Here is a 22,988-nt window from a genome sequence, read left to right as displayed (position 1 = left end):
CTTGTACTCCTGCCGCCGGTCGCATCCCGGTGGCGCTTGTCATTCTATCGGCGCTGCCTCCCGCTTCTTTAACCCAGCAGGGAAAGAAAGGCGATGATCACTGCCCAGCTGAGTATGCAGCGGACCAGCAGCTGTCGCTGCTCGTCAATCACCGCAATGTCCTCCGCGCCGCGCTCGGTGCTCAGGGCCGCCGCTGCACACCGCGCCACCAGCTCCCCGGCAGACAGTTCCCACTGGGCAGCCAGCGACCTCAGGGTGCGCAGCGTACTCTCGAACTGGCCGACCAGGGCGAAGCTCAGTGCCATCAGCCTGGCGGGTATCCATTCCAGCGCGTGTACCAGCATCCCCGCAGGCTGCACCGCTGCATGCGTCCCCTGCTGCCGCAGCAGCTCCAGCAGACGATAGGCCAATGCCCCCAGCGGCCCGACCAGCAGATACCAGAAGGCCGGCACCAGATAATCCTGCAGGCAGGTCGCGGCCATGCGTGCACGCACCTGGGTCAGCAACCCCGCCGGCGCGGAGTCGACCACTCCCAGCTGCTGCTCTGCAACCAGAGCGGCCGCCGCCTGGTCGCCGCGCTGCCAGGCGCTCACGAACTCCCGACCGAAACCGCGCAGCGGATCGTGCCGTCCCACGCACAACAGCATCAGTGCCACATGCAGCAACAGGGTGAGAAACCCATAGGCCACCCCCTGCACCAGCCACAACAGCACAGCGATCGGCAGCAGCAGCGCGAGCACCGCCGCTACCGCACGCCAGCCAGTCCCGATGGCACCGGCGCGCAGCACCCATGGCTGCAGCAGATCCCGCGGATAACCGCGCTGCCAGGGTGACCACAGCAGGATCAGTCCAACCAGCAACAGCACCAGAAAATTCATCAGTCTTCACCTTCTTCGAGAGGGGCGTCGAGCCGCGCGAGGTAGGAGTTCCAGTCAAAGGCCGGACCGGGGTCGGTCTTGCGTCCCGGGGCAATATGCTCGTGCCCGGTAATACGTTGCGCCGTGATCAGCGGATAGGCCCGTCGCAGGGCCCGGGTCAGCCTCACCAGGCTGTCATACTGGGCGGCGGTATAGGGCAGCTCGTCGGTGCCCTCCAGCTCGACGCCGATGGAAAAGTCATTGCAGTTGTCACGCCCGGCAAAAGCTGACTGACCCGCATGCCAGGCGCGCTGCAGGCAGGATACGAACTGGGTGATGGAGCCATCGCGTTCGACAAGGAAATGGGCCGAGACACGCAGATCGGCGATTTCCAGGAAATAGGGGTGGGCTGAGCAATCCAGGGTGCCGCTGAAGAACTGCTGCACGCAGCCGGTGCCGAACTGGCCCGGCGGCAGGCTGATGTTGTGGATCACCAGCAGGGAAATGTCGTCCGGATCCGGACGCTCATTGAAATGGCTGGAGGGGCAATGCGCTGCCTCGCTCAGCCAGCCGTTCTGATCAACCTGCATGGAAACCGCACCCCGACAGCAAAACCGCTATCCTAGGGCGTCCCGGGCCCGGGCTGCAAGCCGGGCAGCCCGCCCCTCAGGAACGGCTGCCGCGCAGTTGCCGCAGATTGCCGATCACCGACTCCAGGGCGCGATCGAACAGCTGATCGTTGGCCAGCAGGCGGATTTCGCCGCGCTGGTAGAGGCTGCTCAGTTCCAGATGCCCATATTCTGCGACCTTCATGCCACTGCGATTGACGAAGATGTACTTGCCGCTGAAGCTGATGATCGCCGCCAGCTTGCAGCGTTGCGCCGGCCGGTCTTCGCTCGCGGCCAGTTCGAACCAGCTGCCGGTATGCAGGCTGTCGACCCAGGCCGCGGCCTCGGCGTCCGGCAGCTCCGCCACGGTCTCCGGCTGCGACTCGGGCAGCGGCTCCTCCAGAACCGGTTCCTCGACCAGCACCATATCGGTCAGCAGCGGAATGTCGACGGCAAGCTCGGGCTGACCCGGTTCGGCTGCCGGAACGGATTCAACCTCGGAGATCGAAGCCGATACCGGCTCGACCATAACGGACGATTCGACCGGCTCGACCACCGGCGGTGCCGGCGGTGCCATCGTGGCCAGTGCCGCCTGCTGCAGCGCCTGAAGCTGATGCAACTGCGGAGAATCCTCCGGCTGCTCCTCGCCAATCAGTCGCAGCCCGTCACACAGTCCTTCGCAGACCTGCTCATTGAGCCGACGCCGCTGCTCGAGGGTTTCCCGAACAGGGATTTCGACACTTTCCACCAGGCGTTCGGCCAGGGCCACGGCATCCTGCCAGGCGCTCGAGTCCCTGCCCTCGCGCAGGTGCGCCAGCTGCAGAACCTGGCTCCAGCGATCGCGCAGCAGATCCACCACGAATACCGGCAGAGTCCGCCCCATCAACAGACCATTGAGCACCCTGGCAGCCTGGCTGCGCGCCGCCTCGACCCGCGCCCGGCCCTCTTCAGCATCCCGGGTACGCTGCTCCAGCCGCTCTGCGCGACGCTGTTCCAGGCGCACGAAACCCGCCAGCTCCTCGTGCATCTGCTCGAAGAAGGCCGCATCCACCAGCGCCTCGCCGTGCATGCGATCGACCATGCGTTCAAGCAGGGCATGCAACTGGTCGCGCTGCAGATCATCATGGTCGCTCCAGCCCATGGTCGCCCGAGCCAGCTCGTTGAGCAGCCGGCGAGCCGGATGGGAAGCTCTGTTGAACAGGCTCTTGTCGGCAATGGCGACCCGCAGGATCGGCAGCTGCATGCGGCCGATCAGCGCCTTGAGGGCGGCGGGCAGCTGGTCATCATCCAGCACCACGTCAAACAGCATGGACACCAGACTGATGACATCGTCATCCACCCGGTCCAGCTTGCGCACCTCGCCGGTCTGGCGCTGCTGTTCGGTCAACTGGTGATTGATGTGATTGCGCAGATCGGTCAGCGAGGCGCCGGAATGGCTCGCCTGACTGGCAAAATGGTTGAGCATGCCGAGCAGCTCATCACTGCGCACCGGGGGAGCGCTGGGCGCGCCCAGGGCACTGAGGGCCACATCGCCACTGACGTGCCGCCAGCTGCTGATCAGCTCGCTGAAGATCGACAGGACCTGCTGCTGCTCAGCGCCATCATCCGCCGCTCCGGTGGTGGCAGCGGGCCGGCTGGCGGCGGGCGCCGGACGTTCGGCCCGGGGCCGGCGCACCGGACCGCCCTGTTTCAGATCGGGGAGCACGCCGGCATTGGCCAGCAACTCGTTGATGTCCGCGTAAAGGGAATCGAGGGAGTTGAACACGTGCCGCTCGAACATCTTGAGGATGATCAGGCGGACCTTGATGTCCAGGTTCAGCGGCGCATAGCCATCGACAAACAGCTGCACCAGCTGGGCCGGCGCCAGAACATTGTCGGCATCGCTGATCCCGCCATTGATCAGAGCATTCAGGCGCAGGGTCAGATGGGTAAGGGCCTGCTGATTGCGCGCCAGAACCCGACCCACCATGCTGTCCATGGCGACCGTCTGCTCCAGCTCGTCGGGCTGTACCAGGCTCAGGGAGTCGAGATCGTAGGAGGCGGGCGCCTCGGCGGCGCGACGGTAGCCCTGCAGTTCGTTGAACTGGCGGTCCAGGCCTTCGCAGCAGCTCTTCTCAACCGCGTGACGCTGCAGGCGCAGCAGCCGCATGGCGTCGAAGAACATGCTCTGATCGGCATTGCTGGCGGCGCGATCGGCCTTGGCAAAGAGGGTGTCATCGGCATTATCGAACAGCTCGCTCAGGCCGACCCGCAGGAAGGTCTGCACTCGGTCGCGGACCGCAGCCAGCGGCGGGGGCAAGCTGCCACGCGACACCGCCCCCTGGCGGCGGACGCCCTGACCCACAGAAGCAAGGGAAACAACCTTGTTGTGATCCTTGGACATTGCCATTCTCCCGGCGAGCAGTCCTTCATGGTGGACGCTCTTTAATGACGATTTTCTGACGTCAAAATATAGTGGAAGTATACATGCTTTGCTGACAGCGGTAGTAGCAAGCACTCAATATTTGCTCGGCGTCACAATTTATGAAGGCGCACCGCCCATGTTCCCGGCCCCGACCACGGGGGTATACTGACAGGCTTTCGCCGTACCATCGACCGCAACGGAGCCGCCCATGCCCAATATCACCCTTGAAAGTCTGCAGCCTTCCATACAGGACGAGGTGCGCCGGGCGCTGGCCGAGGACGTCGGCAGCGGTGATATTACCGCGGCACTGATTCCGGCGGATCGTCAGGCGCGGGCGACCATCATCTCGCGGGAACCCGCCACCCTCTGTGGCACCGCCTGGGCGGATGAGGTCTTCCGCCAGGTCGACCCGCAGATCAGCGTCGAATGGCTGGCCGCCGATGGCGACCGGCTCGAGCCCAACCAGCCGTTCTGCCTGCTCAGCGGCCCGGCGCGGGGACTGCTGACCGGCGAGCGTTGTGCTCTCAATTTCATCCAGACCCTGTCCGCCACCGCCACCCGCAGCCGCTACTTCGCTGATCTGGTCGAGGGCACCGGCGTGAAGTTGCTGGACACGCGCAAGACCCTGCCCGGCCTGCGCCTGGCACAGAAGTATGCGGTCACCTGTGGCGGTTGCCACAACCACCGCATCGGCCTGTTCGATGCCTTCCTGATCAAGGAAAACCACATTGCCGCCTGCGGCGGTATCCAGGCGGCGGTCAGCCAGGCCCGCGCGCTGGCTCCGGGCAAACCGGTGGAAGTCGAGGTGGAAAGCCTGGAGGAACTGCGCCAGGCACTGGAGGCCGGTGCCGACATCATCATGCTGGACGAGCTGAGCCATGAGGACATGCGCACCGCAGTCAGGATCACCGCCGGCCGCGCCGGACTCGAGGCCTCCGGTGGCATCAACGAGGCCAACCTGCGCAGAGTGGCGGAAACCGGTGTGGACTACATCTCCATCGGCAGCCTGACCAAGGACGTCAAGGCGGTTGACCTGTCCATGCGCCTGAGCATGTAAGCCGCCTCAACCGGCGGACCGCACCTGTGCCAGCAGCGCATGGCAGTCCGGCACATGCAGGTCGGCCAGCGCCGGCCAGCTGTTGTCCGGGTGCACCAGGCAGGTATGGCAGCCCGCCGCACGCCCGGCCTCCAGGTCGAAGCGGAAATCCCCGACCATGACCGCCTGCTCCCGGCGCAGCTGCCAGCCGGCGAGCAGCTGATGGATACCGTCAGGCGCAGGCTTGGGAGCCGTATCGTTGCGTCCGAGCACATGCTCGGGCGCGAAACATTCCACCACACCTATCCTGTCCAGCGAGGCCAGCGCCACCGTGCGCAGGTTGCGCGTGAGTATCCCCAGCCGCGCGCCGCGGCCGTGCAGCTCGCGGATCAGTTCCGCCGCCCCCGGGGCCGGCTCCACCTGGCTGGCCAGGCGCAGCTCGATGTCGTCGAGACGGGCATTGAGCTCGTCGCGCTCGGCAATCGGCAGACGCCCCAGATGCTCGAGAATATCCTCCTCGGCGGGGATGCCCAGCTCCCGGCGGATCGCCGCGAAGTCATGCTGGGCGACGGTCAGGGTACCGTCCAGATCGAATATCCAGCCCCGCAGCGGCAGGTCAGATACCGTCATTGCGCTCACGCATCAGCGACTCCTGCGCCACCGAGGCCACCAGTTCGCCGGCACGGTTGTACACCAGACCACGGGAGAAGCCCCGGGCGCCGCTGGCCGAGGGGCTGTCCATGGCGTACAGCAGCCAGTCATCCATGCGCAGCGGGCGATGGAACCAGACCGCATGGTCGATGCTGGCTACCTGCATGCGCGGTGACCAGGTGGAAATGCCATGGGGCAACGCCGCGGTGCTCAGCAGGTTGAAGTCCGACGCGTAGGCAAACAGGTAGCGGTGCAGGTGGTCGTCATCGGGCAGCTCGCCTGCGGCGCGGAACCAGATGTACTGCTGCGGCTCGGACTTCTTCGGGTTGAAGGGGTTGTAGCCGTTGACCCGACGGATCTCGATCGGCTTGGGACACAGCACGCTCTCGCGCACGGCCTCGGGGATCAGGTGCTGATGCTCCAGTGCCACGTCCAGCTCGCTCTTCAATCCTTCCGGGCCGACCACCTCGGGCATCGGCGTCTGGTGCGAGACACCCCGCTCATCACCGTGAAAGGATGCCATCAGGGTGAAGATCGCCCGTCCCTTCTGGATGGCGGTGACGGTGCGGGTAGTGAAGCTGCCGCCATCGCGGGGCGACTCCACCTGATAGACGATCGGCAGACGGGCATCGCCCGGACGCAGGAAGTAACCATGAACCGAGTGCACCTTGCGCTCCGGCGCCACTGTCTGGCTGGCAGCGGACAGGGCCTGTCCGAGAACCTGGCCACCGAACAGCTGGCGAAAGCCAAGATCCTGACTCAGACCACGAAACAGATTCTCTTCTATCTTCTCCAGCGCCAGCAGGCTGACCAGGTCATCCAGTTTTTCGCTCATAGCGGCTCCTCGACTGCCCTGCCGCCAGGGGGCGGGAGGGGACGACGTCATAATCGCGACAGAGTGTCGCACCGAAAAGGGATGAGATTCTAAACCCCGGCGTCGCATTCTGACAGTATCGGCTTGTAAACCGTGCTGTCACTGCGTACTCGCCCGGCTTTGAGGTACACTGCGCCGCAGTTCACACCGGAGCTCCGCATGTCGCCCCAGCCCTCCTCAAGCGCGCCCCTCGTCGCCGTCATCGGCGGTGGCCCGGCCGGCCTGATGGCCGCAGAAACCGTGGCTGGCGCCGGCCTGTCGGTTGCCCTGTTTGACGCCATGCCCTCGGTGGGCCGCAAGTTCCTGCTGGCCGGGGTCGGCGGCATGAATATCACCCACTCCGAGGCAGCGGAGCGTTTTATCAGCCGTTACCGCGAAGCCGCGCCCTGGGTGGCGGGCTGGCTGGAACAACTGGATGCCCCTGCCCTGCGCCAGTGGATTCACGACCTGGGCATAGATACCTTCGTCGGCTCTTCCGGTCGGGTATTTCCCACCGACATGAAAGCGGCACCCCTGCTGCGCGCCTGGCTCAAGCGCCTGCGTGATGCGGGTGTGCAGCTGCACACCCGCCACCGCTGGCTGGGCTGGGATGAGCAGCAGGCCCTGATGTTCGACACTCCTGCCGGGCACCGGCGGGTACAGGCCGACGCCGTGATCCTCGCCCTGGGTGGCGGCAGCTGGGCACGCCTGGGCTCCGATGGCCGCTGGGTATCATTGCTGCGTGAGAAGGGCATGGACATCCGGGATCTGCGGCCGGCCAACTGTGGCCTTCTCTGCAACTGGAGCCAGCACCTGAGCAGCAGGTTCGCCGGGCAGCCGCTCAAGCCGGTGGTTGCCCGTCTGAGCACCACCAGCGGCGAGCAGCTGGAGCGCCGCGGCGAATGCATCATCACCGAGGATGGTCTGGAAGGCAGCCTCGTCTATGCCCTGTCCGCGCCCCTGCGCGAATTACTGGAGCGTGACGGGCAGGCCACCCTGCAGCTGGATCTGGCCCCGGACCGCACTCCGGCACAGCTCGCCGAGCTGCTCACCAGACCGCGCAAGGGCCAGACACTGTCGAGCATACTGCGCAAGCGCGCCGGTCTGGATGGCCTGAAGGTCGCTCTGCTGCATGAATGTCTGGAGCGTGGGCAACTGCTGGATTCCGCGCAACTGGCCGCCGGCATCAAGGCGCTGCCGATCCGGCTGCACGGCACCCGACCGCTGGACGAGGCCATCAGCAGCGCCGGCGGCATCGCCCGCCAGGCGCTGGATGACCAGCTGATGCTGCGCCGGCTTCCGGGGGTGTTCTGCGCGGGGGAAATGCTGGACTGGGAAGCACCGACCGGCGGCTATCTGCTGACCGCCTGCTTCGCCAGTGGCCTGGTCGCCGGCCGGGGCGCCCTGGCCTGGCTGAAGGCGCGCTGATACGCCGGCGCGCCCCTCACGGGGCCAGGCGTTCGCGCACCCAGGCATCCTCGACCCGGCGATAACGCAGCCGGTCATGCAGCCGGCTCGGCCGGCCCTGCCAGAATTCGATCATCTGCGGCACCAGACGGAAGCCGCCCCAGTGCGGTGGACGCTCCGGTTCGGTATCGGCAAACCGCGCTTCGACCTCGGCCAGACGCCGTTCGAGCTCTTCGCGGCCGCTGATCACCTGGCTCTGGGGTGAGGTCCAGGCGCCCAGCCGACTGCCCAGAGGGCGGCTGTGGAAGTACTGGTCGGATTCCTCGGCGCTGACCTTCTCCACCTGGCCTTCGATGCGCACCTGGCGCTCGAGGTCGTGCCACCAGAAGGTCATTGCCGCCCTCGGGTTGGCCAGTAGCTGCCCCGCCTTTGCGCTCTGGTAGTTGGTGAAGAACACGAAGCCCCGCTCGTCGAACCCCTTGAGCAGCAGGGTGCGCAGATGGGGCTGACCGTCGCCGTCAACGCTGGCCAGCATCATCGCATTGGGTTCGGTGGACTCCACTTCCACCGCCTGGCTGAACCAGAGGCCGAACAGACTGAAGGGATCATCGGGGGCCTGCTCCTCCACCAGTCCATAACGGGTGTAGTTGCGGCGCATATCGGCAATGCTGTATTTCACGGGCGAACTTCCTGAAAGATCATGCTGCTGATTCTGGCATATCTGCCTGCGGACGCCATTGACGCTGCTCAACAGAACTCGCGCAGGCAACGGTAGACCTCGCGGCTGAGCTCGCCCGCCCGGGGGTCGGTGAGCACATAGGGCCCCATGGTATTGGTCACATAGCCGAAACCGACCTTGGCGTCCGGGTCGGCAAAGCCCAGCGAACCACCGGCACCCGGATGACCGAAGGCATTGGCGCCCATGCCGAAGCTGCCCCCCTGCCAGTCCTGCTCGAGCATCACGCCCAGGCCGAAGCGGGTCGGACACAGCAGCGTCAGATCGTCCCCGGCACTGTGCTCACGGCGCATCAGTTGCACCAGTTCGCTGTCCAGCAGGCGGACATCCCCGAGCTGCCCGTCGTGGGCCAGCGCTTGCCAGAAACGCGCCAGGGAACGGGCATTACCGGTGCCGTTGGCGGCCAGGATCTGCGCCTGCTGCCATTCCCGCTTGTTGGTACTGGTCTGCAGGCTGCTGGGGTTGGCGAAGGCCTTCCACTGCAGGCCTGCGGCATTGCCCATGGCGGCGAACAGGGCGCGGGCGTACTCGTCCCCGGACTGATTGCGCAGCCGCGACAGGTGCGCGATACGCGGCAGATCCGCGTCGGGGACGCCGACATGGAAGTCCATGCCCAAAGGCAGAAACAGCCGTTCACGCAGGTAATCTCCCGGCATCTGTCCGCTCAGCCGGCGCAGGGGTTCACCCAGCAGCCAGGCATAGGTCAGGGGCGCATAGCCATGCCGGCTGCCGGGCTCCCACCAGGGTTCCTGGGCTGCAATGGCGGCGGTCATGGCCTGCCAGTCGAACAGCTGTTCCGGCGCCATCGGCTCGCTGATGGCGGAAACCCCGGAGCGATGACTGAGCAGCTGACGCAGGGTGACCTGCTGCTTGCCGGCCTGGGCAAACTCCGGCCAGATGTCCGCCACCGGCTGATCCAGCGTGATACGACCGGCCTCTACCTGCTGCAGCAGGGCCACCGCACCCAGCGGCTTGGTACAGGAGAAGACGTTGACCAGGGTGTCCTGTTCCCAGACCCGGCTGTTGTCCTTGTCCATCACCCCGGCCCAGATATCCAGCACAGTGGTATCCCCCACGGTCACGCACAGCGCCGCCCCACGGGCCTGCGGGTCGCGCTGCTGCTGGGCAAAGAGTTCACGCACGGTTTCGAAGCGGGGGTCGAAATAGCCTTGTATCTGGGTCATCTTATTGGTTCTTGTCCGATTAATGGGTTGGCCTGGGTTGTTCCGGTCCGGGTCCGGTGATGCGGGTATTCGCGCCAGGGGCGGCGCTCCTACAGCCCAGCTGGCGCCTGCAACTGCAGGAGCCGCGCCCCGGGGGGAATAGCCTTCTACTCGATTTCCCGCCGAAACGGCGGCAGCGCGGCAAGGATAGCCTTGCCATAGCGCTGGGTCACCAGCCGCCGATCCAGCAGGGTAATGATGCCGGTGTCCTGCTCGGTTCGCAGCAGCCGGCCGCAGGCCTGGACCAGGCGCAGGCAGGCATCCGGTACTGCAATCTCCATGAAGGGGTTGCCACCGTTGCGCTCTATCCACTCCGACAGCGCCGCCTCCACCGGATCATCCGGCACGGCGAAGGGGATCTTGGCAATCACCACGTGTTCGCAGTACTTGCCCGGCAGGTCCACCCCTTCGGCAAAGCTGGCCAGACCGAAGATCACGCTCTGCTGGCCCTTGTCCACCCGCGCGCGGTGCTGGCGGATCAGTTCCTGCTTGGACAGGTCGCCCTGCACCAGTATGCGCTCGCGAAAATCCGCCGGCAGACCGGCGTACACCTCGAGCATCTGCCGGCGCGAGGAGAACAGCACCAGGCTGCCCGGCTCGTCACGCAGGATGTCCGGCAGATGCTCGATGATGGCAGCGCTGTGGGCGGTGTTGTCCCGCGGATCTGCACCATAGTCGGGTACCCGCAACACGCCACTCTCGGCATAGCGGAACGGACTGGGTGCCAGGGTGCACACCGCGCTGCGCGGCAGACCGGCGCGGTGGATGAAACGGTCGAAGCGGCCCAGGGCGGTGATGGTGGCGGACGTGACCAGGGCGGCAAAGGCCGTGTGCCACAGGTACTGACGCAGGGTGTCGGCCGCCAGTATGGGGCTGACATGCACCTCCAGATCACCCTGCTCGGTCAGGGTCATCCAGCGAGCGGTCGGCGGCTTGTCCTCGGGGTCGACCAGACTGAACTGGGTCCACAGGGTCCAGTTGGCCTCGGCCCGGGCCTGCAGTGCGCCGAACAGCGGATACCATTCCTCGGCCTGGGTCTGGTGCACGCCACTGACCTCGCCATCCATCGCGTCCTTGAGCAGATCGACCAGCCGCTGCAGCAGGTCGCTGATGCGCCCGAAGCCGCCCTTGAGTTCCACCGACATCTCACGCAGCTGCTCTGGCACCACCCCATGCTCGAAGCGATACTGCGGCCGGATCTGGCCGCTGCCGTCCTCGGCACTGGCAAAGTCCGCGACCTCGCCCAGGGCCTGGGCCATGAACTGCTGATGCGGCCTCAGTTCCCGGGCCTGCTGGGGCACCTGCTCCAGCAGACGACCGAAATCCCCGGGCAGCGGGTGCTGGGCCAGCAGCTTGGTCAGGTTCTTGTCCAGCTGATCGAGCCAGTCGGCAGTGGCGCCCATGCGGGTATGGTGGGCGAAATGGCTGATCGCCTTGTCCGGCAGGTGATGCCCCTCATCGAACACGTACAGGCAGTCCCGCGGGTCGGGCAGTATGGCCCCGCCGCCCAGGGCCAGATCGGCCAGCACCAGGTCGTGGTTGGTGACTATGACATCGATCTTCTGGATGCCCTCGCGGGCCTTGTAGAACACGCACTGGTTGAAGTGACCGCAGCGGCGGTTGGTGCACTGGATATGATCGGTAGTCAGCCGCGACCAGTCCTGATCCTCCAGCGCCTCGGGCCAGGAATCGCGCTCGCCGTCCCACTTGTTGCTGGCCAGCGCCTCGACCATGCGGGTGTAGAGCTTCAGGCCCGCCGCATCCACATCGATGCGAAAGCCCTCTTCGGCAAAGCCCTGCTGCTGGCTGGCCAGCGCCTGGTTGTCCTGCAGCAGCTGGTCCAGTTTGGACAGACACACATAGCGTCCGCGCCCCTTGGCCAGGGAGAACTGGAAATCCAGGCCCGCATTGCGCTGAATATCCGGCAGGTCCTTGAGCACTATCTGCTCCTGCAGGGCCACGGTGGCGGTGGAGATCACCAGCGGCTTGCCCAGATGCCTGGCTATGGGAATGCCGGCCAGGCAATAGGCGACCGTCTTGCCGGTCCCGGTGCCGGCCTCGACCAGGGCAACCGCCGCCTCTCCATCCCGATGGCCTTCCTCGTCCAGGCTCACTCCACCGAACAGCTTGGCCACCTCGGCGATCATCAATCGCTGGCCGTAACGCGGCTTCAGCGACTTGTTTTCGAGGAAGGTACGGTAGGCCGTCTGGATCTGGGCCTTGAGGTCATCGTTGAGCATGCGGTCTCCGGGGCAGAACAGGGATGATACCATCTCACCCACCTCTGTTCAGACCTCAAGGCAAATACCATGCTTGCATCACAGCCCGACATGCCCTGTCCCTGCGGAGACGGTCGCCCCTATGCCGACTGCTGCCAGCCCCTGCACCAGGGTCGCCGCGCCGCCGGCGCCGGGCGCCTCATGCGCTCACGCTACAGCGCTTACGTGCTGGGACTGATCGACTATCTGGTGCAGACCACGCTGCCCGCGCAGCAGGCACTGCTCGACCGGCAGGCCATGGAGCAGTGGAGCCGGGAAAGCGAATGGCTGGGGCTGGAAGTGACCGAGGATGCCCCCGATGGCGACACCGCCAGCCGCGCCCGGGTCAGCTTCGTGGCCCGTTGGGCGGACCCGGACGGCACCCGTCACAGTCACCTGGAACGCTCGGAGTTCTGCCAACTGGACGGGCGCTGGTACTTCATCGATCCCAATCACCCGCTCAGCGTCGGTCGCAACGATCCCTGCCCCTGCGGCTCGGGACGCAAGTTCAAGCAGTGCTGCCGGTACTGACAGCCCCTAGCCGTTATTGCCCTCGTCGGCCAGATGCAGATGACTGGTATCGGGAATTGGCCCGGCGGGGCTGCGGGGGAGCTGCCCCATATCGCTGCCGACAGGCGCCAGCGAAAAGGCTGACAGATCGATATCCAGCGGCGTGAATTCGCTGTAACTGTCCTGCATGTCCGCGCCCAGCGGGGCGATGGGCAGGTCCGGCGCCTGAACATCGCGGAAGGCCGCCATGTACTCGTCCCTCGGCTGAATCGCCGCGGCGGCGGGTGCCGCTGGGCGGGCCGGCTCGGGCGCGGGTGTAGGCGCGGGTGCGGATGCGGGTTCAGACGCAGGCGCAGACACCGGCTCATCGACCATCGGCACTATCTCGCAGAGCGCACCGGCCCGCTCGATGGCGTCGCGGTACTTCTGCGCACCGGCCTCGTCCAGCCCCTGCTTGATGACTATCCGGCGGCCGGAGAACAGCACCTCAAGCTGCCGCTCACCAACCTGGAACAACTGCCCGATGCGGCTCCTGGCCTGCTCGATATCCACTCCCGGGCGCACCTGCCCGCGGAAAACCACCTCGAACGCTGCCATTTTTCACTCCCTTGTCTCAAATCGGTGCTAGGTTCGGTTGCCGTTTCAACTCAACTGAACCTAGTATGGACAGGCTGCCGGTGAGCGACAACTCCGTCCACTCACGGGGCAGTTCCTGCAAGGAGGGATCGCCATGATGCTGCGCTCGACTGGACTGACACTGCTGATGCTGCTGGGGCTGTTCAGCCTGCAGGGCTGTGCCATGTTCAGCCGGTCCTACAGCGAGCCGGAGGTGACCCTGGCCAACGTGGAAATGCTCAAGGCCAATCTCTGGGAACAGTCCTTCCGCCTGCGCATGCGGGTGGACAACCCCAATGACCGCAGTCTGCCGGTTCGCGGCATGCAGTATCAGGTGTATCTGAACGGCATGCGGCTGGCCACCGGCGTGGCGGACCGGCATTTCACGGTACCGGCCTACGGGTCGGAGTACTTCGATCTGACGGTGAGATCCAATCTGTGGCGTCATCTGGGTGGTCTGCTGGACATGGTCGAGCACCAACAGCCGGTTGATTACCGGATCAGCGGCCATATCAATACCGGGCTGTTCTGGGCCCGGCGCCTGACGCTGGACGAACAGGGTACCCTGGCTCCCGCTGACCTGAACCTGAAACGATGACCCGCCGAACCGGGCCGAAGGGATAACCACCATGCAGCCAACCGAATGGCTGGTCCTCAGTGGACTCTTGCTGATCTTCCTGCTCGCCGGCTACGCCGCCTGGCTGTGGTACCAGGTATGGCGCAATCGCCAGCGTCAGGCCGAGTCACTCCAGGCCCGCAACCAGCGGCTGGCCGGTGATATCCGGGTCCTGGCCCAGGCCCTGCTTGACGGTCAGCTGCCGGCGATCGAGGGCGCCATCCGCCTCAAGGTCCTGCTGGACAACTACAGCGGCGCCCGACCGGCCGATCTGGATATCGAGGTACTGGAAACGCTCTACAATGCCACGGCGCACATTCCGACCCACGCCGCCTGGAAGGAGCTGCCCCTGGCCGAGCGGCGGCAGCACGAGCGCCACATGGCCGAACTGGAGCAGCAGCACCGCGACGCACTGCTGCGTACGGCCGAGGTGCTGCGCCACGGACTGGGCTGAGAATCAGACGGCAGAATAGCCTCCGTCCACGGCAATTGCCTGACCGCTGATATGGCGGGACGCCTCGCTGGCCAGCAGCAGTGCCACACCCTTGATGTCATCCTCGCCACCGACACGCCCCATCGGGGTGCCCTGGATGATGGACTCGGCAACGTGGTCCAGCCCCTTGGCCAGCTTGGTCGGGAAGTAGCCCGGGCAGATGGCATTGACGTTGATGTTGTAGGCACCCCACTCGCCAGCCAGTGCACGGGTCAGGTTGATGGCTGCGGCCTTGCTGGTGTTGTAGGCAGCAGTATGCACCCCGGTATTCGGGCCGTTGCCCTTGAGGCCGGCGATGGAGGCAATGTTGATGATCTTGCCCGACCGTCTGGGGATCATGAAGCGGCGGGCCACTTCCTGGGCCAGCAGGAAGCAGGCGTCCACGTTCAGGTACATCACCTTCTGCCAGCCGGCATAGCTGTGCTCGGCCGCCGGCTCGCCCCAGGTGGTGCCGGCATTGTTGATCAGGATGTCGATGGTGCCGAAACGGGCTTCGGCGGCATCCACCAGGGTAGTGATGGGGTTGCCTTCGGGCTTGCTCAGGTCGCAGGCGATGCCGTCGGCTTCGATGCCACGGGCCTTGAGCTCGGCCACTACCTGCTGCACTTCGTCAGCCTTGCGCGCGTTCATGAAGATGCGTGCGCCCTGCTCCCCCAGTGCCTGGGCCATCTGCAGACCCAATCCCTTGGTGCCGCCGGTGATCAGGGCAACCTTGCCGGTCAGGTCGAACAATTGCATTACGCTCATGGTGTGTCCTCTGGTGTATTGGTCTGGCTGTTGGTCAGATCCTACAAGCCCAGCGCCGCGAGGCGGACCATCAGTGAGCGTGGTGATATGCCAACCTGCACCGGTGTTATCATGTGGCCTTTCCCCCCGGTGGATACTCCCATGGCAGAACATGACTTCCGGCGCACGGCGCTGAACCCTTCACATACCCTGATCGAATGCCGGACCCTGGCCGGCGGACTCTATCAGGTGACCGGTCAGGGCGGCGGCATCCAGCCGGGCGATACGCTGATCTGCACGGTCAAGGGCAGCCGCGATCTGCCGCTGCCCCTGCAGGTGAACAAGATCCGCTATCTGATCAATCCGCCCGGCCAGTGGACCGCCACCGCCAGCGGCCCGGATCTGCGCGGTCAGCTGGTGCTGGGCTGGTCGATCCGGTGCGACCAGTGCAGCAGGGAACAGGCCTTCGAGTTTCTCGCCGCAGACAGTGACGACCTGCAGCAACGCACCGCCAAGGCCGTGCAGCGCATCAGTCAGCTGGGCTGGACGCCCCGGGGCGACAACCATCTGTGCCCTGCCTGCAGCAAGGCTGCCCGGGCCTAGAACAACGGCAACTGCTCACCGATCGGGCTGTGCGCGTTATCCAGGCGCACACCCACACCGATCAACCGCACCGGCCGCCCACCCCGGGCATAGGCCTGGCTGCACAGTTCCTCGAAGCCCGCCGGGGTCACCGGCATGCCGGCCTGCTCCAGGGTAGTCTGGGTAAAGTCCTGAAACTTGAGCTTGATGAAGGGTTTGGTCACCCGGTAGTCGCCTTCCAGCCGGCCCAATCGCTGGGCCAGTTTTTCCAGCAAGGACGGCAAGGCGGCAATGCAGGCCGCCAGATCCGGCAGATCCTGCTCATAGGTATGCTCCACACTCACCGACTGCCGCACTCGCTCCACCACCAGCGGACGGTCATCAATGCCGCGGGCCAGCTCCCAGAGGCGCTCGCCGAAACTGCCGAACTCGCGCAACAGGTCCTGGCGACGCCAGACCCGCAGTTCCTCACAGGTATCCACCCCCAGGCTGTGCAGACGACGGGCGGTGACCTTGCCGACCCCCGGCAGGCGGTCCACCGGCAGTGCCCTGACAAAGTCATCCACCTCCTCCGGCAGTATCACCTTGAGCCCGTCGGGCTTGTTCCAGTCGCTGGCGATCTTGGCCAGGAACTTGTTCGGGGCCACACCGGCGGAAACCGTGATGCCCTGACTCTGGCGAACACGCTCGCGGATTTCCCGGGCCATCAGCGTGGCGCTGCCGCGGCAGGCGGCGCTGTCGGTGACATCCAGATAGGCTTCGTCCAGCGACAGCGGCTGGACCAGCGGGGTGTAATCGTGAAAGATCGCCTGGATCGCCTCTGACACTTCCCGGTAGACCGACATGCGGCCGGGCACGATCAGCAGATCAGGACAGAGCTTCTTGGCGTAGGCCGAGGCCATGGCCGAGCGCACGCCGTAGGCGCGGGCCTCGTAATTGCAGGTGGCGATCACCCCGCGCTTGCCGGGATCACCACCCACCGCCAGCGGCCGGTTGCGCAGTCGCGGGTCATCCCGCATCTCGATGGAGGCGTAGAAACAGTCGCAGTCGATATGAATGATCTTGCGCAAGGCCAACAGTCCGCCGTATGACGGCGACGATTGTACCCTATCAGACCACCACCACCTGATTGCGTCCCGACCGCTTGCCGCGATACAGGCCCGCATCGACGCGGCGCAGGGTTTCGCTGATATCGTTCTCCGAATCCAGCACCAGCGACAGGGAGAAGGTCGCCGTCAGGCTGCACGGACTGCCGGCCACCATCAAGGGCTCCTCCTCCAGCGCCTGCCGCAGGCGCTCCACCACCCGCTCGGCCTCCGCCACGCCGGTATCGGGCAGCAGTATGATGAACTCCTCGCCACCGAAGCGCCCGACCACATCCCCTTCCCGCAACTTGCTGGTGAACAGCCGGGCAACGTGGCGCAGCGCCTCGTCACCGCCGTCATGACCGAACTCGTCATTGAGCGCCTTGAATCTGTCCAGATCGGCCATGGCCACGCAGATGGCACTGCCCTGCCGCCGACAGCGCTCGCGCTCACGGCGAAACAGCATCTCGTACTGGCGACGGTTGAACAGTCCGGTCAGCGGGTCGGTGGTGGCCTGGCGCTTGAGTTCCTCCTCCAGCAGGCGACGGCGCTCGACCTCCTTCTTCAGCTCCCGGTTGGCCCGCCGCGCCTGGCTGTACATGGCGAACTGGCGGCGCTGCACCGTGTGCAGCTGCTGGGTAGCGAAGAAGCCCGTGACCACCGGCAGCGACATCAGTATGAAGGCTCCGATGATCACATCCGCGCCGAGGCCCTTGGACCAGATCGACACCAGGATCAGCGTTACCCCCACAGCCACTGACAGGAGCGTTAACTTGAGCCGATTCGGTACGAACAGGAACATTGCCAGCAGCATCAGCGCCAGCACCATCACGGTGATGGTGGCGATATCGGGGCGCAGGAAATAGATGGGCAGAAACAGGACCAGCCCGGTTATCTCGAGTGCCGTGACGGCATACCCCGAGGCCGCCAGGCCCGGATAGCGAGGCAGCAGCAGCGCCAGAGCGAAGACCAGTGCCGCCTGCAGGGCCCTGCAGCCGGCCAGAATGAGGAATTCATCGCTCATGCCCAGGGCCTGCAGATCCTGCAGACCGAACGCCAGCAGCAGGCAACCCCAGACCCAGAGCGCCACCCTCAGGTGTCGTGCCAGCAATGGCTGCATGTGCAGACGGTAGGCACGTTCCATAGCCGGATCGACGAACTCGGCCCAGAGCCGGGAGATGCGGTAAGGGTTCGCCGATTCTGTCATAAGTGTTCCTTGTGCCGTTCCTGTTGATATAGCACAACGGCCCGCAGGACCCTCAGGAAAACAGGACGTGAAATTGGTACAAGACACGATGGCATATCATAACGCCATCACCCATTAGGGCTATGCTATCCCGCCGTGCACGCCACGGTAAATAAAAATTCTTTTTGCATCAATCGCTTGACAGCCCTCTTCGAATGAGTAGAATGGGCGACCTCAGACGCGGGGTGGAGCAGTCTGGTAGCTCGTCGGGCTCATAACCCGAAGGTCGTAGGTTCAAATCCTGCCCCCGCAACCATATTATCGTGATCGGCCCCGACTGCCCTGCAGCCGGGGCCGATTGCTTTCTGCAGCACCCATTCCGCAGCTTCTTTCTCTTGTCCGCGTTGCGCTACTCTCTACTGGTTCATATCGGAAACCAGACGCGCGCGTCTGTTTCCTTGGATGCCACCCGCTTCAAGAGATTCCAATGAAAAAGACCATAGTCGCCTTCAGCCGTGTCTACCCCGAGCTGCTGGAAAGTATTGCCACCGAGTTCGACGTGATTCAGCTGGACGCCAGCGCACCGGATCGGGATGCGCGCCTGCAGGAGGTGCTGCCCCGGGCCCACGGCCTGATCGGCTTCAACCGGCGGCTGGGTGAGGCCGAACTGGCCGGGGCGCGGCAGCTGGAAATCCTCTCCACCATCTCGGTGGGTTACGACAGTTACGATGTGGGCTACCTGACCGGTCGCGGCGTCATGCTGACCAACACGCCCGATGTGCTGACCGAAACCACGGCCGACCTCGCCTTCGCCCTGATCCTGGCCACGGCCCGGCGGGTGCCCGAGCTGGATGCCTGGGTGCGTAGCGGCCAGTGGACGCGACCGGTGGACGAGACGCGCTTCGGCTGTGACGTGCACGGCAAGACTCTGGGCATCATCGGGCTCGGCAAGATAGGCGCAGCGATTGCCCGACGCGGGCGCTTCGGTTTCGGCATGGACATCGTCTACAGCGGCAACAGCCGCAAACCCGAGCTGGAACGCGAACTGGGCGCACGCTTCCTGTCCCGCGAGGCGCTGCTGGCCGAGGCGGACTTTGTCTGCCCCATGGTGCCGCTGACCCCGGAAACCCGCCACCTGATCGGCGCCGATGAGCTGGCCCTGATGAAGCCCGAGGCCATCCTGATCAACGTATCCCGTGGCCCGGTGGTGGATGAGCAGGCGCTGGTCGCGGCGCTGCAGGCTGGTCGTATCCGTGCCGCCGGTCTGGATGTCTTCGCCAGGGAGCCACTGAGCGCCTCGCCCCTGTTTGCCCTGAACAATGTGGTCTGCCTGCCGCATATCGGCTCGGCTACTCGGGAAACCCGCATGGCCATGGCCCGTCGCGCGCTGGAGAATCTCCTCGCAGGGCTGCGCGGCCAGCGCCCACGGGATCTGGTCAACCCGCAGGTGCTGGCTGCGGGGGAAACCCTGCCCCTGGCTTGACGCCGTCCGGCAACTCCTTTACAAGTCTAGAGTAATTACTCGAAAACGGGAGTTGCCATGGACCAGTCGTCCTTTCCTTCCCAGACGGTCGCACTGGAGACCCTGCTGGAACGGCAGAGGGCTGCCTTCCTCGCCGATCCCATGCCCTCGGTTGCGGCCCGGCGCGGCTGGCTCAAGGCCCTGCGCCAGGCGCTGGTGGACCAGCAGCACGCCTTGACCTCAGCGGTAAGCCGGGACTTCGGCAACCGCTCCGTTGACGAGACCCTGTTCGCCGAACTGCTGCCCTGCCTGCAATCCATCGACCACGTTTCCCGGCACCTGCCCCGCTGGACGAAACCATCGCGCCGCCCGCTGGGGCTGGCGTTCCAGCCCGGCTCGGCGCAGGTGGTATATCAGCCGCTGGGAGTGGTCGGGGTGATAGTGCCCTGGAACTACCCGCTCTTTCTCGCCATTGGCCCGCTGGTCGGCGCCCTGGCTGCGGGCAACCGGGTGATGATCAAGATGAGCGAGTCCACACCGGAGACGTCGCAGCTGGTCAGGGACCTGCTGGCCCGGGTCTTCCCGGAGGATCAGGTGGCGGTCGTGCTGGGCGAGGCGGATGTGGGCGCGGCCTTTGCCCGCCTGCCCTTCGATCATCTGCTGTTCACCGGCGCCACCAGCATCGGCCGGCACATCCTGCATGCGGCGGCGGACAACCTGACACCCGTCACCCTGGAGCTGGGCGGCAAGTCGCCGGCCATCGTTTCCCGGGACGTCCCCCTGGAAGATGCCGCCGAGCGCATCGCCTTCGGCAAGACCATGAATGCCGGCCAGACCTGTGTTGCCCCCGACTATGTACTGGTGCCCCGGGACCGCATCGAGGGCTTTGTCGAAGCCTACCGGCGCGTCATCCAGTGCTTCTATCCGCAGCTGGCGGACAACCCGGACTACACCAGTATCATCAATGCCCGCCAGCAGGCGCGGCTCTACAGCTATCTGGAGGATGCCCGGGCTCGGGGCGCGCGCGTGGTACCCCTGTTCAGCGAGGGCCAGGATCGCCGCCTGCCGCCTACCCTGCTGCTGGATGTGAATGACGACATGCGGGTCATGCAGGACGAGATCTTCGGCCCCCTGCTGCCGGTGGTGCCCTACGCTCACATCGACGAGGCCATTGCCTATATCAATGCCCGGCCACGTCCGCTGGCGCTCTACTATTTCGGTTACGACCGGCAGGAGCAGCAGCGGGTCATAGCGCGCACCCACTCAGGCGGCGTGGGGATCAACGAGACCCTGCTGCACGTGGCGGTATGCGACCTGCCCTTTGGCGGCATAGGGCCGTCGGGCATGGGGCACTACCATGGTCATGAAGGTTTCCTGACCTTCAGCAAGGCCAAGGCGGTGCTGCGCAAACCCCGACTGAATGCCACCCGGGTGCTCTATCCGCCCTATGGTCGAACCATGCAGAAGCTGCTGCGCCGGCTGTTGATCCGCTGAGCCGGCCACCCCGTTACAAGGTGCGACAACAACAATGAACACGAGCACAGAACAACCCGGCATCAGTCGCCGCCAGCTGCTGCGCTGCGGCCTGCTGGGGACCCTGGTGCTGGCGACCGCCGGCGGTATCGCCAGCGTCACCCGGACCCTGCGCAGTGGTCCCGGCACCGGTTACCGCCAGCTGCGCGAGAGCCACATACCCATGCTGCGGCGCATCATCCCGGTCATTCTTGATGGTGCCCTGCCCGCCGGTGAGGCAGACGCAACGGTCCAGGCCGTGCTCGATGGGCTCGACCGGAGCCTGGACCACCTCTCCCCGGCCATGCGCAGCCAGAGCCTGCAGCTGTTCGACCTGCTCAGTCTGGATCTCACCCGCGGCGCCGCCACCGGGATCTGGCGCAGCTGGGAGAACGCCACCAGCGAGCAGGTGGCAAATTTCCTCTCGCGCTGGGAACACAGTCGTCTGGCCCTGTTCCGCCAGGGGTATGGCGCCCTGAACCAGGCCATCCTGCTGGTGTGGTACGGCCAGCCCTTGGCCTGGGCCCATTGCGGCTATCCCGGCCCGCCGCGTTTCTGAGCTCCAAGGAGATGACAAGATGCTGATTCCCGATCTCTTCCGCCATGGCCTGGAGCGTGGCTGGCAGGTACAGAACGCCTCACAACTGGTGGAGGATCTGACCCTGGAGGCCGATATTGCCATCGTCGGCAGCGGCGCCGGCGGGGCCACCAGCGCGGAGATTCTCAGCGCCGCCGGATTCAGGGTACTGCTGATAGAGGAAGGCGGACTGTTCACCAGCAGCGACTTCCGCATGCAGGAAAACGAGGCCTATCCGACCCTGTATCAGGAAGGTCTGGGCCGCCTGTCCAAGGACGGCGCCATTACCATACTGCAGGGCCGCGCCGTGGGTGGTACCACCCTGGTGAACTGGACTTCCAGCTTCCGCACCCCGGACCAGACACTGGCACACTGGGCCAGCGAGCACGGCGTGGTGGGCCATGACAGTCGGAGCATGGCGCCCTGGTTCGAGCGCATGGAGCAGCGCCTCGGGGTGGAGCGCTGGGCCGCGGAGCCCAATGCCAACAACGATGTACTGCGCCGGGGCTGCGAAGAGCTGGGCCTGCACTGGGCGGTGATTCCGCGCAACGTGCGCGGCTGCTGGAACCTGGGCTACTGCGGTCTGGGCTGTCCGACCAATGCCAAGCAGTCGATGCTGGTGACCTGCATTCCGGCGATGCTCGACCAGGGCGGCAGCCTGCTCTATCTGGCCCGCGCCGACCGCCTGCTGCTGGCGGGCGACCGGGTCGCCGGTATCGAGTGTGTGGCCATGGACGAACGCTGCGTGGCACCGACCGGACGCCGGGTACGGGTCCGCGCCCGACACTACATCCTGGCTGGCGGCGCGATCAACAGCCCGGCCCTGCTGATGCGCTCGGAGGCGCCCGACCCGCATCACCTGCTGGGCAAGCGCACCTTCCTGCACCTGACCAGTTTCTCCTGGGCCCAGTTCGACCATCTGATCAATCCCTTCTACGGCGCGCCCCAGTCGATCTACTCGGATCACTTCCAGTGGCGCGACGGAGTCACCGGCCCGATGGGCTACAAGCTGGAAGTGCCACCCATGCAGCCCGGCTTCAGCGCCACCGTGCTCGGCGAACCAGGCACGCCGGGCGCGGGGCTGATGGAACAGCTGCCCAACAGCAACATGCTGCTGGCCCTGTTGCGTGACGGCTTCCACCCGGACAGCGCCAGCGGCACCGTAACGCTGCGCGGCGACGGCTCACCGGTGCTGGATTACCAGCTCACCGACTACACCCGCGAGGGGCTGCGGCGCAGCTACCTGAGCATGGCGGAGATCCAGTTCGCCGCCGGGGCCAAGCTGGTGAAAACAGTGCACAGGGATGCGACGCCGGCACGCAACATGGCCCAGGCCCGGGAGATCATTGAGCAGCTGCCGCTGGAGCGCTACCGCGCCCTGCTGGGCAGCGCCCATGTCATGGGCGGCTGCCCCATGGGCGAGGACCCGCAGCATGCTGTCACCGACAGCCTCGGGCGGCACCACCAGCTGGAAAACCTGTCGATCCACGATGGGTCCCTGTTTCCCACCAGCATCGGTGCCAACCCGCAACTGTCCATCTATGGCCTGACCGCCAAGCTCGCCAGCCTGCTGGCCGAGCGCCTGGCCTGA

22 protein-coding genes and 1 tRNA gene are annotated in these 22,988 nt (G+C 65.5%); 11 read left to right on the top strand and 12 right to left on the bottom strand.

Features of this window, described 5'->3' with window-relative positions; all coding sequences use genetic code 11:
* Window positions 1-68: 68 nt before the first annotated feature.
* The 3 genes from ampE to BM046_RS01935 all read right to left on the bottom strand — a co-directional run bounded on the left by ampE (window position 69) and on the right by BM046_RS01935 (window position 3,848).
* Window positions 69-878, bottom strand: coding sequence for a regulatory signaling modulator protein AmpE (gene ampE / locus BM046_RS01945; protein WP_090536431.1), 810 nt, complete (start codon window positions 876-878; stop codon window positions 69-71).
* The gene (gene ampD, locus BM046_RS01940) at window positions 878-1,447 is read right to left on the bottom strand and encodes a 1,6-anhydro-N-acetylmuramyl-L-alanine amidase AmpD (protein ID WP_090536428.1); all 570 of its coding nucleotides are present in this window, start codon (window positions 1,445-1,447) and stop codon (window positions 878-880) included. The genes ampE and ampD overlap by 1 nt, the downstream gene beginning before the upstream one ends.
* A gap of 76 nt (window positions 1,448-1,523) precedes the next feature.
* A complete protein-coding gene (locus BM046_RS01935; protein ID WP_177197763.1) occupies window positions 1,524-3,848 on the bottom strand; it encodes a DUF1631 domain-containing protein in 2,325 nt (774 codons plus the stop codon).
* Window positions 3,849-4,077: 229 nt separating this feature from the next.
* Here BM046_RS01935 and nadC point away from each other — a divergent pair, with 229 nt between their 5' ends.
* Window positions 4,078-4,926, top strand: a complete 849-nt coding sequence (gene nadC / locus BM046_RS01930; protein WP_090536424.1) for a carboxylating nicotinate-nucleotide diphosphorylase — start codon at window positions 4,078-4,080, stop codon at window positions 4,924-4,926.
* A 6-nt stretch (window positions 4,927-4,932) separates the two neighbouring features.
* On the opposite strand, the gene BM046_RS01925 is transcribed toward nadC, so the two are convergent.
* Window positions 4,933-5,535, bottom strand: coding sequence for an HAD family hydrolase (locus BM046_RS01925; protein WP_090536422.1), 603 nt, complete (start codon window positions 5,533-5,535; stop codon window positions 4,933-4,935).
* A complete protein-coding gene (gene tesB / locus BM046_RS01920) occupies window positions 5,522-6,391 on the bottom strand; it encodes an acyl-CoA thioesterase II (RefSeq protein ID WP_090536420.1) in 870 nt (289 codons plus the stop codon). The genes BM046_RS01925 and tesB overlap by 14 nt, the downstream gene beginning before the upstream one ends.
* Window positions 6,392-6,589: 198 nt before the next feature.
* On the opposite strand from tesB, the gene BM046_RS01915 reads away from it, so the two are divergent.
* A complete protein-coding gene (locus tag BM046_RS01915) occupies window positions 6,590-7,837 on the top strand; it encodes a TIGR03862 family flavoprotein (RefSeq protein ID WP_090536418.1) in 1,248 nt (415 codons plus the stop codon).
* A gap of 16 nt (window positions 7,838-7,853) precedes the next feature.
* Here the strand turns inward: BM046_RS01915 and pdxH are convergent, their stop codons facing one another.
* From pdxH to dinG, 3 genes are all read right to left on the bottom strand, one after another.
* A complete protein-coding gene (gene pdxH / locus BM046_RS01910; RefSeq protein WP_407046220.1) occupies window positions 7,854-8,474 on the bottom strand; it encodes a pyridoxamine 5'-phosphate oxidase in 621 nt (206 codons plus the stop codon).
* Between the two features lie 89 nt (window positions 8,475-8,563).
* Entirely contained in the window at window positions 8,564-9,736 is a 1,173-nt protein-coding gene (locus BM046_RS01905) for a serine hydrolase domain-containing protein (protein ID WP_090536414.1), read from the bottom strand.
* A gap of 146 nt (window positions 9,737-9,882) precedes the next feature.
* Window positions 9,883-12,015: an ATP-dependent DNA helicase DinG gene (gene dinG, locus BM046_RS01900; RefSeq protein ID WP_090536412.1), complete on the bottom strand. Its 2,133-nt coding sequence runs from the start codon at window positions 12,013-12,015 to the stop codon at window positions 9,883-9,885.
* 69 nt (window positions 12,016-12,084) lie between these two features.
* Between dinG and BM046_RS01895 the strand changes: the two genes are divergently transcribed.
* Window positions 12,085-12,564: a YchJ family protein gene (locus BM046_RS01895; protein ID WP_090536410.1), complete on the top strand. Its 480-nt coding sequence runs from the start codon at window positions 12,085-12,087 to the stop codon at window positions 12,562-12,564.
* A 6-nt stretch (window positions 12,565-12,570) separates the two neighbouring features.
* Here the strand turns inward: BM046_RS01895 and BM046_RS01890 are convergent, their stop codons facing one another.
* On the bottom strand, window positions 12,571-13,140 hold the full coding sequence (locus BM046_RS01890) for a hypothetical protein (RefSeq protein ID WP_090536408.1): 570 nt from the start codon (window positions 13,138-13,140) through the stop codon (window positions 12,571-12,573).
* Between the two features lie 133 nt (window positions 13,141-13,273).
* Between BM046_RS01890 and BM046_RS01885 the strand changes: the two genes are divergently transcribed.
* Together BM046_RS01885 and BM046_RS01880 are read left to right on the top strand one after the other, a co-directional pair.
* Complete coding sequence (locus tag BM046_RS01885) at window positions 13,274-13,756, top strand: LEA/WHy family protein (RefSeq protein ID WP_090536406.1); 483 nt, start codon at window positions 13,274-13,276, stop codon at window positions 13,754-13,756.
* Between the two features lie 31 nt (window positions 13,757-13,787).
* Entirely contained in the window at window positions 13,788-14,228 is a 441-nt protein-coding gene (locus BM046_RS01880; RefSeq protein ID WP_177197762.1) for a DUF2489 domain-containing protein, read from the top strand.
* 3 nt (window positions 14,229-14,231) lie between these two features.
* On the opposite strand, the gene BM046_RS01875 is transcribed toward BM046_RS01880, so the two are convergent.
* Entirely contained in the window at window positions 14,232-15,014 is a 783-nt protein-coding gene (locus BM046_RS01875; protein WP_090536403.1) for an SDR family oxidoreductase, read from the bottom strand.
* Between the two features lie 141 nt (window positions 15,015-15,155).
* On the opposite strand from BM046_RS01875, the gene BM046_RS01870 reads away from it, so the two are divergent.
* On the top strand, window positions 15,156-15,596 hold the full coding sequence (locus BM046_RS01870) for a hypothetical protein (RefSeq protein ID WP_090536401.1): 441 nt from the start codon (window positions 15,156-15,158) through the stop codon (window positions 15,594-15,596).
* Here the strand turns inward: BM046_RS01870 and dinB are convergent.
* On the bottom strand, window positions 15,593-16,651 hold the full coding sequence (dinB, locus tag BM046_RS01865; protein WP_235818544.1) for a DNA polymerase IV: 1,059 nt from the start codon (window positions 16,649-16,651) through the stop codon (window positions 15,593-15,595). The genes BM046_RS01870 and dinB overlap by 4 nt on opposite strands.
* A 34-nt stretch (window positions 16,652-16,685) precedes the next feature.
* Window positions 16,686-17,867, bottom strand: a complete 1,182-nt coding sequence (locus BM046_RS01860; RefSeq protein ID WP_090536397.1) for a GGDEF domain-containing protein — start codon at window positions 17,865-17,867, stop codon at window positions 16,686-16,688.
* A 218-nt stretch (window positions 17,868-18,085) separates the two neighbouring features.
* On the opposite strand from BM046_RS01860, the gene BM046_RS01855 reads away from it, so the two are divergent.
* The 5 genes from BM046_RS01855 to BM046_RS01835 all read left to right on the top strand — a co-directional run bounded on the left by BM046_RS01855 (window position 18,086) and on the right by BM046_RS01835 (window position 22,988).
* Window positions 18,086-18,162, top strand: a tRNA-Met gene (locus BM046_RS01855).
* 171 nt (window positions 18,163-18,333) lie between these two features.
* Complete coding sequence (locus tag BM046_RS01850; RefSeq protein ID WP_090536395.1) at window positions 18,334-19,329, top strand: 2-hydroxyacid dehydrogenase; 996 nt, start codon at window positions 18,334-18,336, stop codon at window positions 19,327-19,329.
* Window positions 19,330-19,386: 57 nt separating this feature from the next.
* On the top strand, window positions 19,387-20,802 hold the full coding sequence (locus tag BM046_RS01845) for a coniferyl aldehyde dehydrogenase (protein ID WP_090536393.1): 1,416 nt from the start codon (window positions 19,387-19,389) through the stop codon (window positions 20,800-20,802).
* A gap of 34 nt (window positions 20,803-20,836) precedes the next feature.
* Window positions 20,837-21,379, top strand: a complete 543-nt coding sequence (locus BM046_RS01840) for a twin-arginine translocation pathway signal protein (protein ID WP_090536391.1) — start codon at window positions 20,837-20,839, stop codon at window positions 21,377-21,379.
* A gap of 19 nt (window positions 21,380-21,398) precedes the next feature.
* Window positions 21,399-22,988 carry a GMC family oxidoreductase gene (locus BM046_RS01835; protein WP_090536388.1) on the top strand — a complete coding sequence of 530 codons (1,590 nt, stop codon included), beginning with the start codon at window positions 21,399-21,401 and terminating at the stop codon, window positions 22,986-22,988.

The sequence above is a fragment of the Halopseudomonas formosensis genome, from assembly GCF_900115905.1.
GTDB classification, from domain to species: domain Bacteria; phylum Pseudomonadota; class Gammaproteobacteria; order Pseudomonadales; family Pseudomonadaceae; genus Halopseudomonas; species Halopseudomonas formosensis.
The sequence above is the reverse complement of the archived record's forward strand: the minus strand, read 5'-3'. Positions and strand labels throughout refer to the sequence as shown.

Coding starts and splice junctions, on each gene's coding strand:
- ampE (WP_090536431.1), bottom strand. CDS start 878: ATGAATTTTCTGGTGCTGTTGCTGGTTGGACTGATCCTGCTGTGGTCA.
- ampD (WP_090536428.1), bottom strand. CDS start 1,447: ATGCAGGTTGATCAGAACGGCTGGCTGAGCGAGGCAGCGCATTGCCCC.
- BM046_RS01935 (WP_177197763.1), bottom strand. CDS start 3,848: ATGTCCAAGGATCACAACAAGGTTGTTTCCCTTGCTTCTGTGGGTCAG.
- nadC (WP_090536424.1), top strand. CDS start 4,078: ATGCCCAATATCACCCTTGAAAGTCTGCAGCCTTCCATACAGGACGAG.
- BM046_RS01925 (WP_090536422.1), bottom strand. CDS start 5,535: ATGACGGTATCTGACCTGCCGCTGCGGGGCTGGATATTCGATCTGGAC.
- tesB (WP_090536420.1), bottom strand. CDS start 6,391: ATGAGCGAAAAACTGGATGACCTGGTCAGCCTGCTGGCGCTGGAGAAG.
- BM046_RS01915 (WP_090536418.1), top strand. CDS start 6,590: ATGTCGCCCCAGCCCTCCTCAAGCGCGCCCCTCGTCGCCGTCATCGGC.
- pdxH (WP_407046220.1), bottom strand. CDS start 8,474: ATGCGCCGCAACTACACCCGTTATGGACTGGTGGAGGAGCAGGCCCCC.
- BM046_RS01905 (WP_090536414.1), bottom strand. CDS start 9,736: ATGACCCAGATACAAGGCTATTTCGACCCCCGCTTCGAAACCGTGCGT.
- dinG (WP_090536412.1), bottom strand. CDS start 12,015: ATGCTCAACGATGACCTCAAGGCCCAGATCCAGACGGCCTACCGTACC.
- BM046_RS01895 (WP_090536410.1), top strand. CDS start 12,085: ATGCTTGCATCACAGCCCGACATGCCCTGTCCCTGCGGAGACGGTCGC.
- BM046_RS01890 (WP_090536408.1), bottom strand. CDS start 13,140: ATGGCAGCGTTCGAGGTGGTTTTCCGCGGGCAGGTGCGCCCGGGAGTG.
- BM046_RS01885 (WP_090536406.1), top strand. CDS start 13,274: ATGATGCTGCGCTCGACTGGACTGACACTGCTGATGCTGCTGGGGCTG.
- BM046_RS01880 (WP_177197762.1), top strand. CDS start 13,788: ATGCAGCCAACCGAATGGCTGGTCCTCAGTGGACTCTTGCTGATCTTC.
- BM046_RS01875 (WP_090536403.1), bottom strand. CDS start 15,014: ATGAGCGTAATGCAATTGTTCGACCTGACCGGCAAGGTTGCCCTGATC.
- BM046_RS01870 (WP_090536401.1), top strand. CDS start 15,156: ATGGCAGAACATGACTTCCGGCGCACGGCGCTGAACCCTTCACATACC.
- BM046_RS01860 (WP_090536397.1), bottom strand. CDS start 17,867: ATGACAGAATCGGCGAACCCTTACCGCATCTCCCGGCTCTGGGCCGAG.
- BM046_RS01850 (WP_090536395.1), top strand. CDS start 18,334: ATGAAAAAGACCATAGTCGCCTTCAGCCGTGTCTACCCCGAGCTGCTG.
- BM046_RS01845 (WP_090536393.1), top strand. CDS start 19,387: ATGGACCAGTCGTCCTTTCCTTCCCAGACGGTCGCACTGGAGACCCTG.
- BM046_RS01840 (WP_090536391.1), top strand. CDS start 20,837: ATGAACACGAGCACAGAACAACCCGGCATCAGTCGCCGCCAGCTGCTG.
- BM046_RS01835 (WP_090536388.1), top strand. CDS start 21,399: ATGCTGATTCCCGATCTCTTCCGCCATGGCCTGGAGCGTGGCTGGCAG.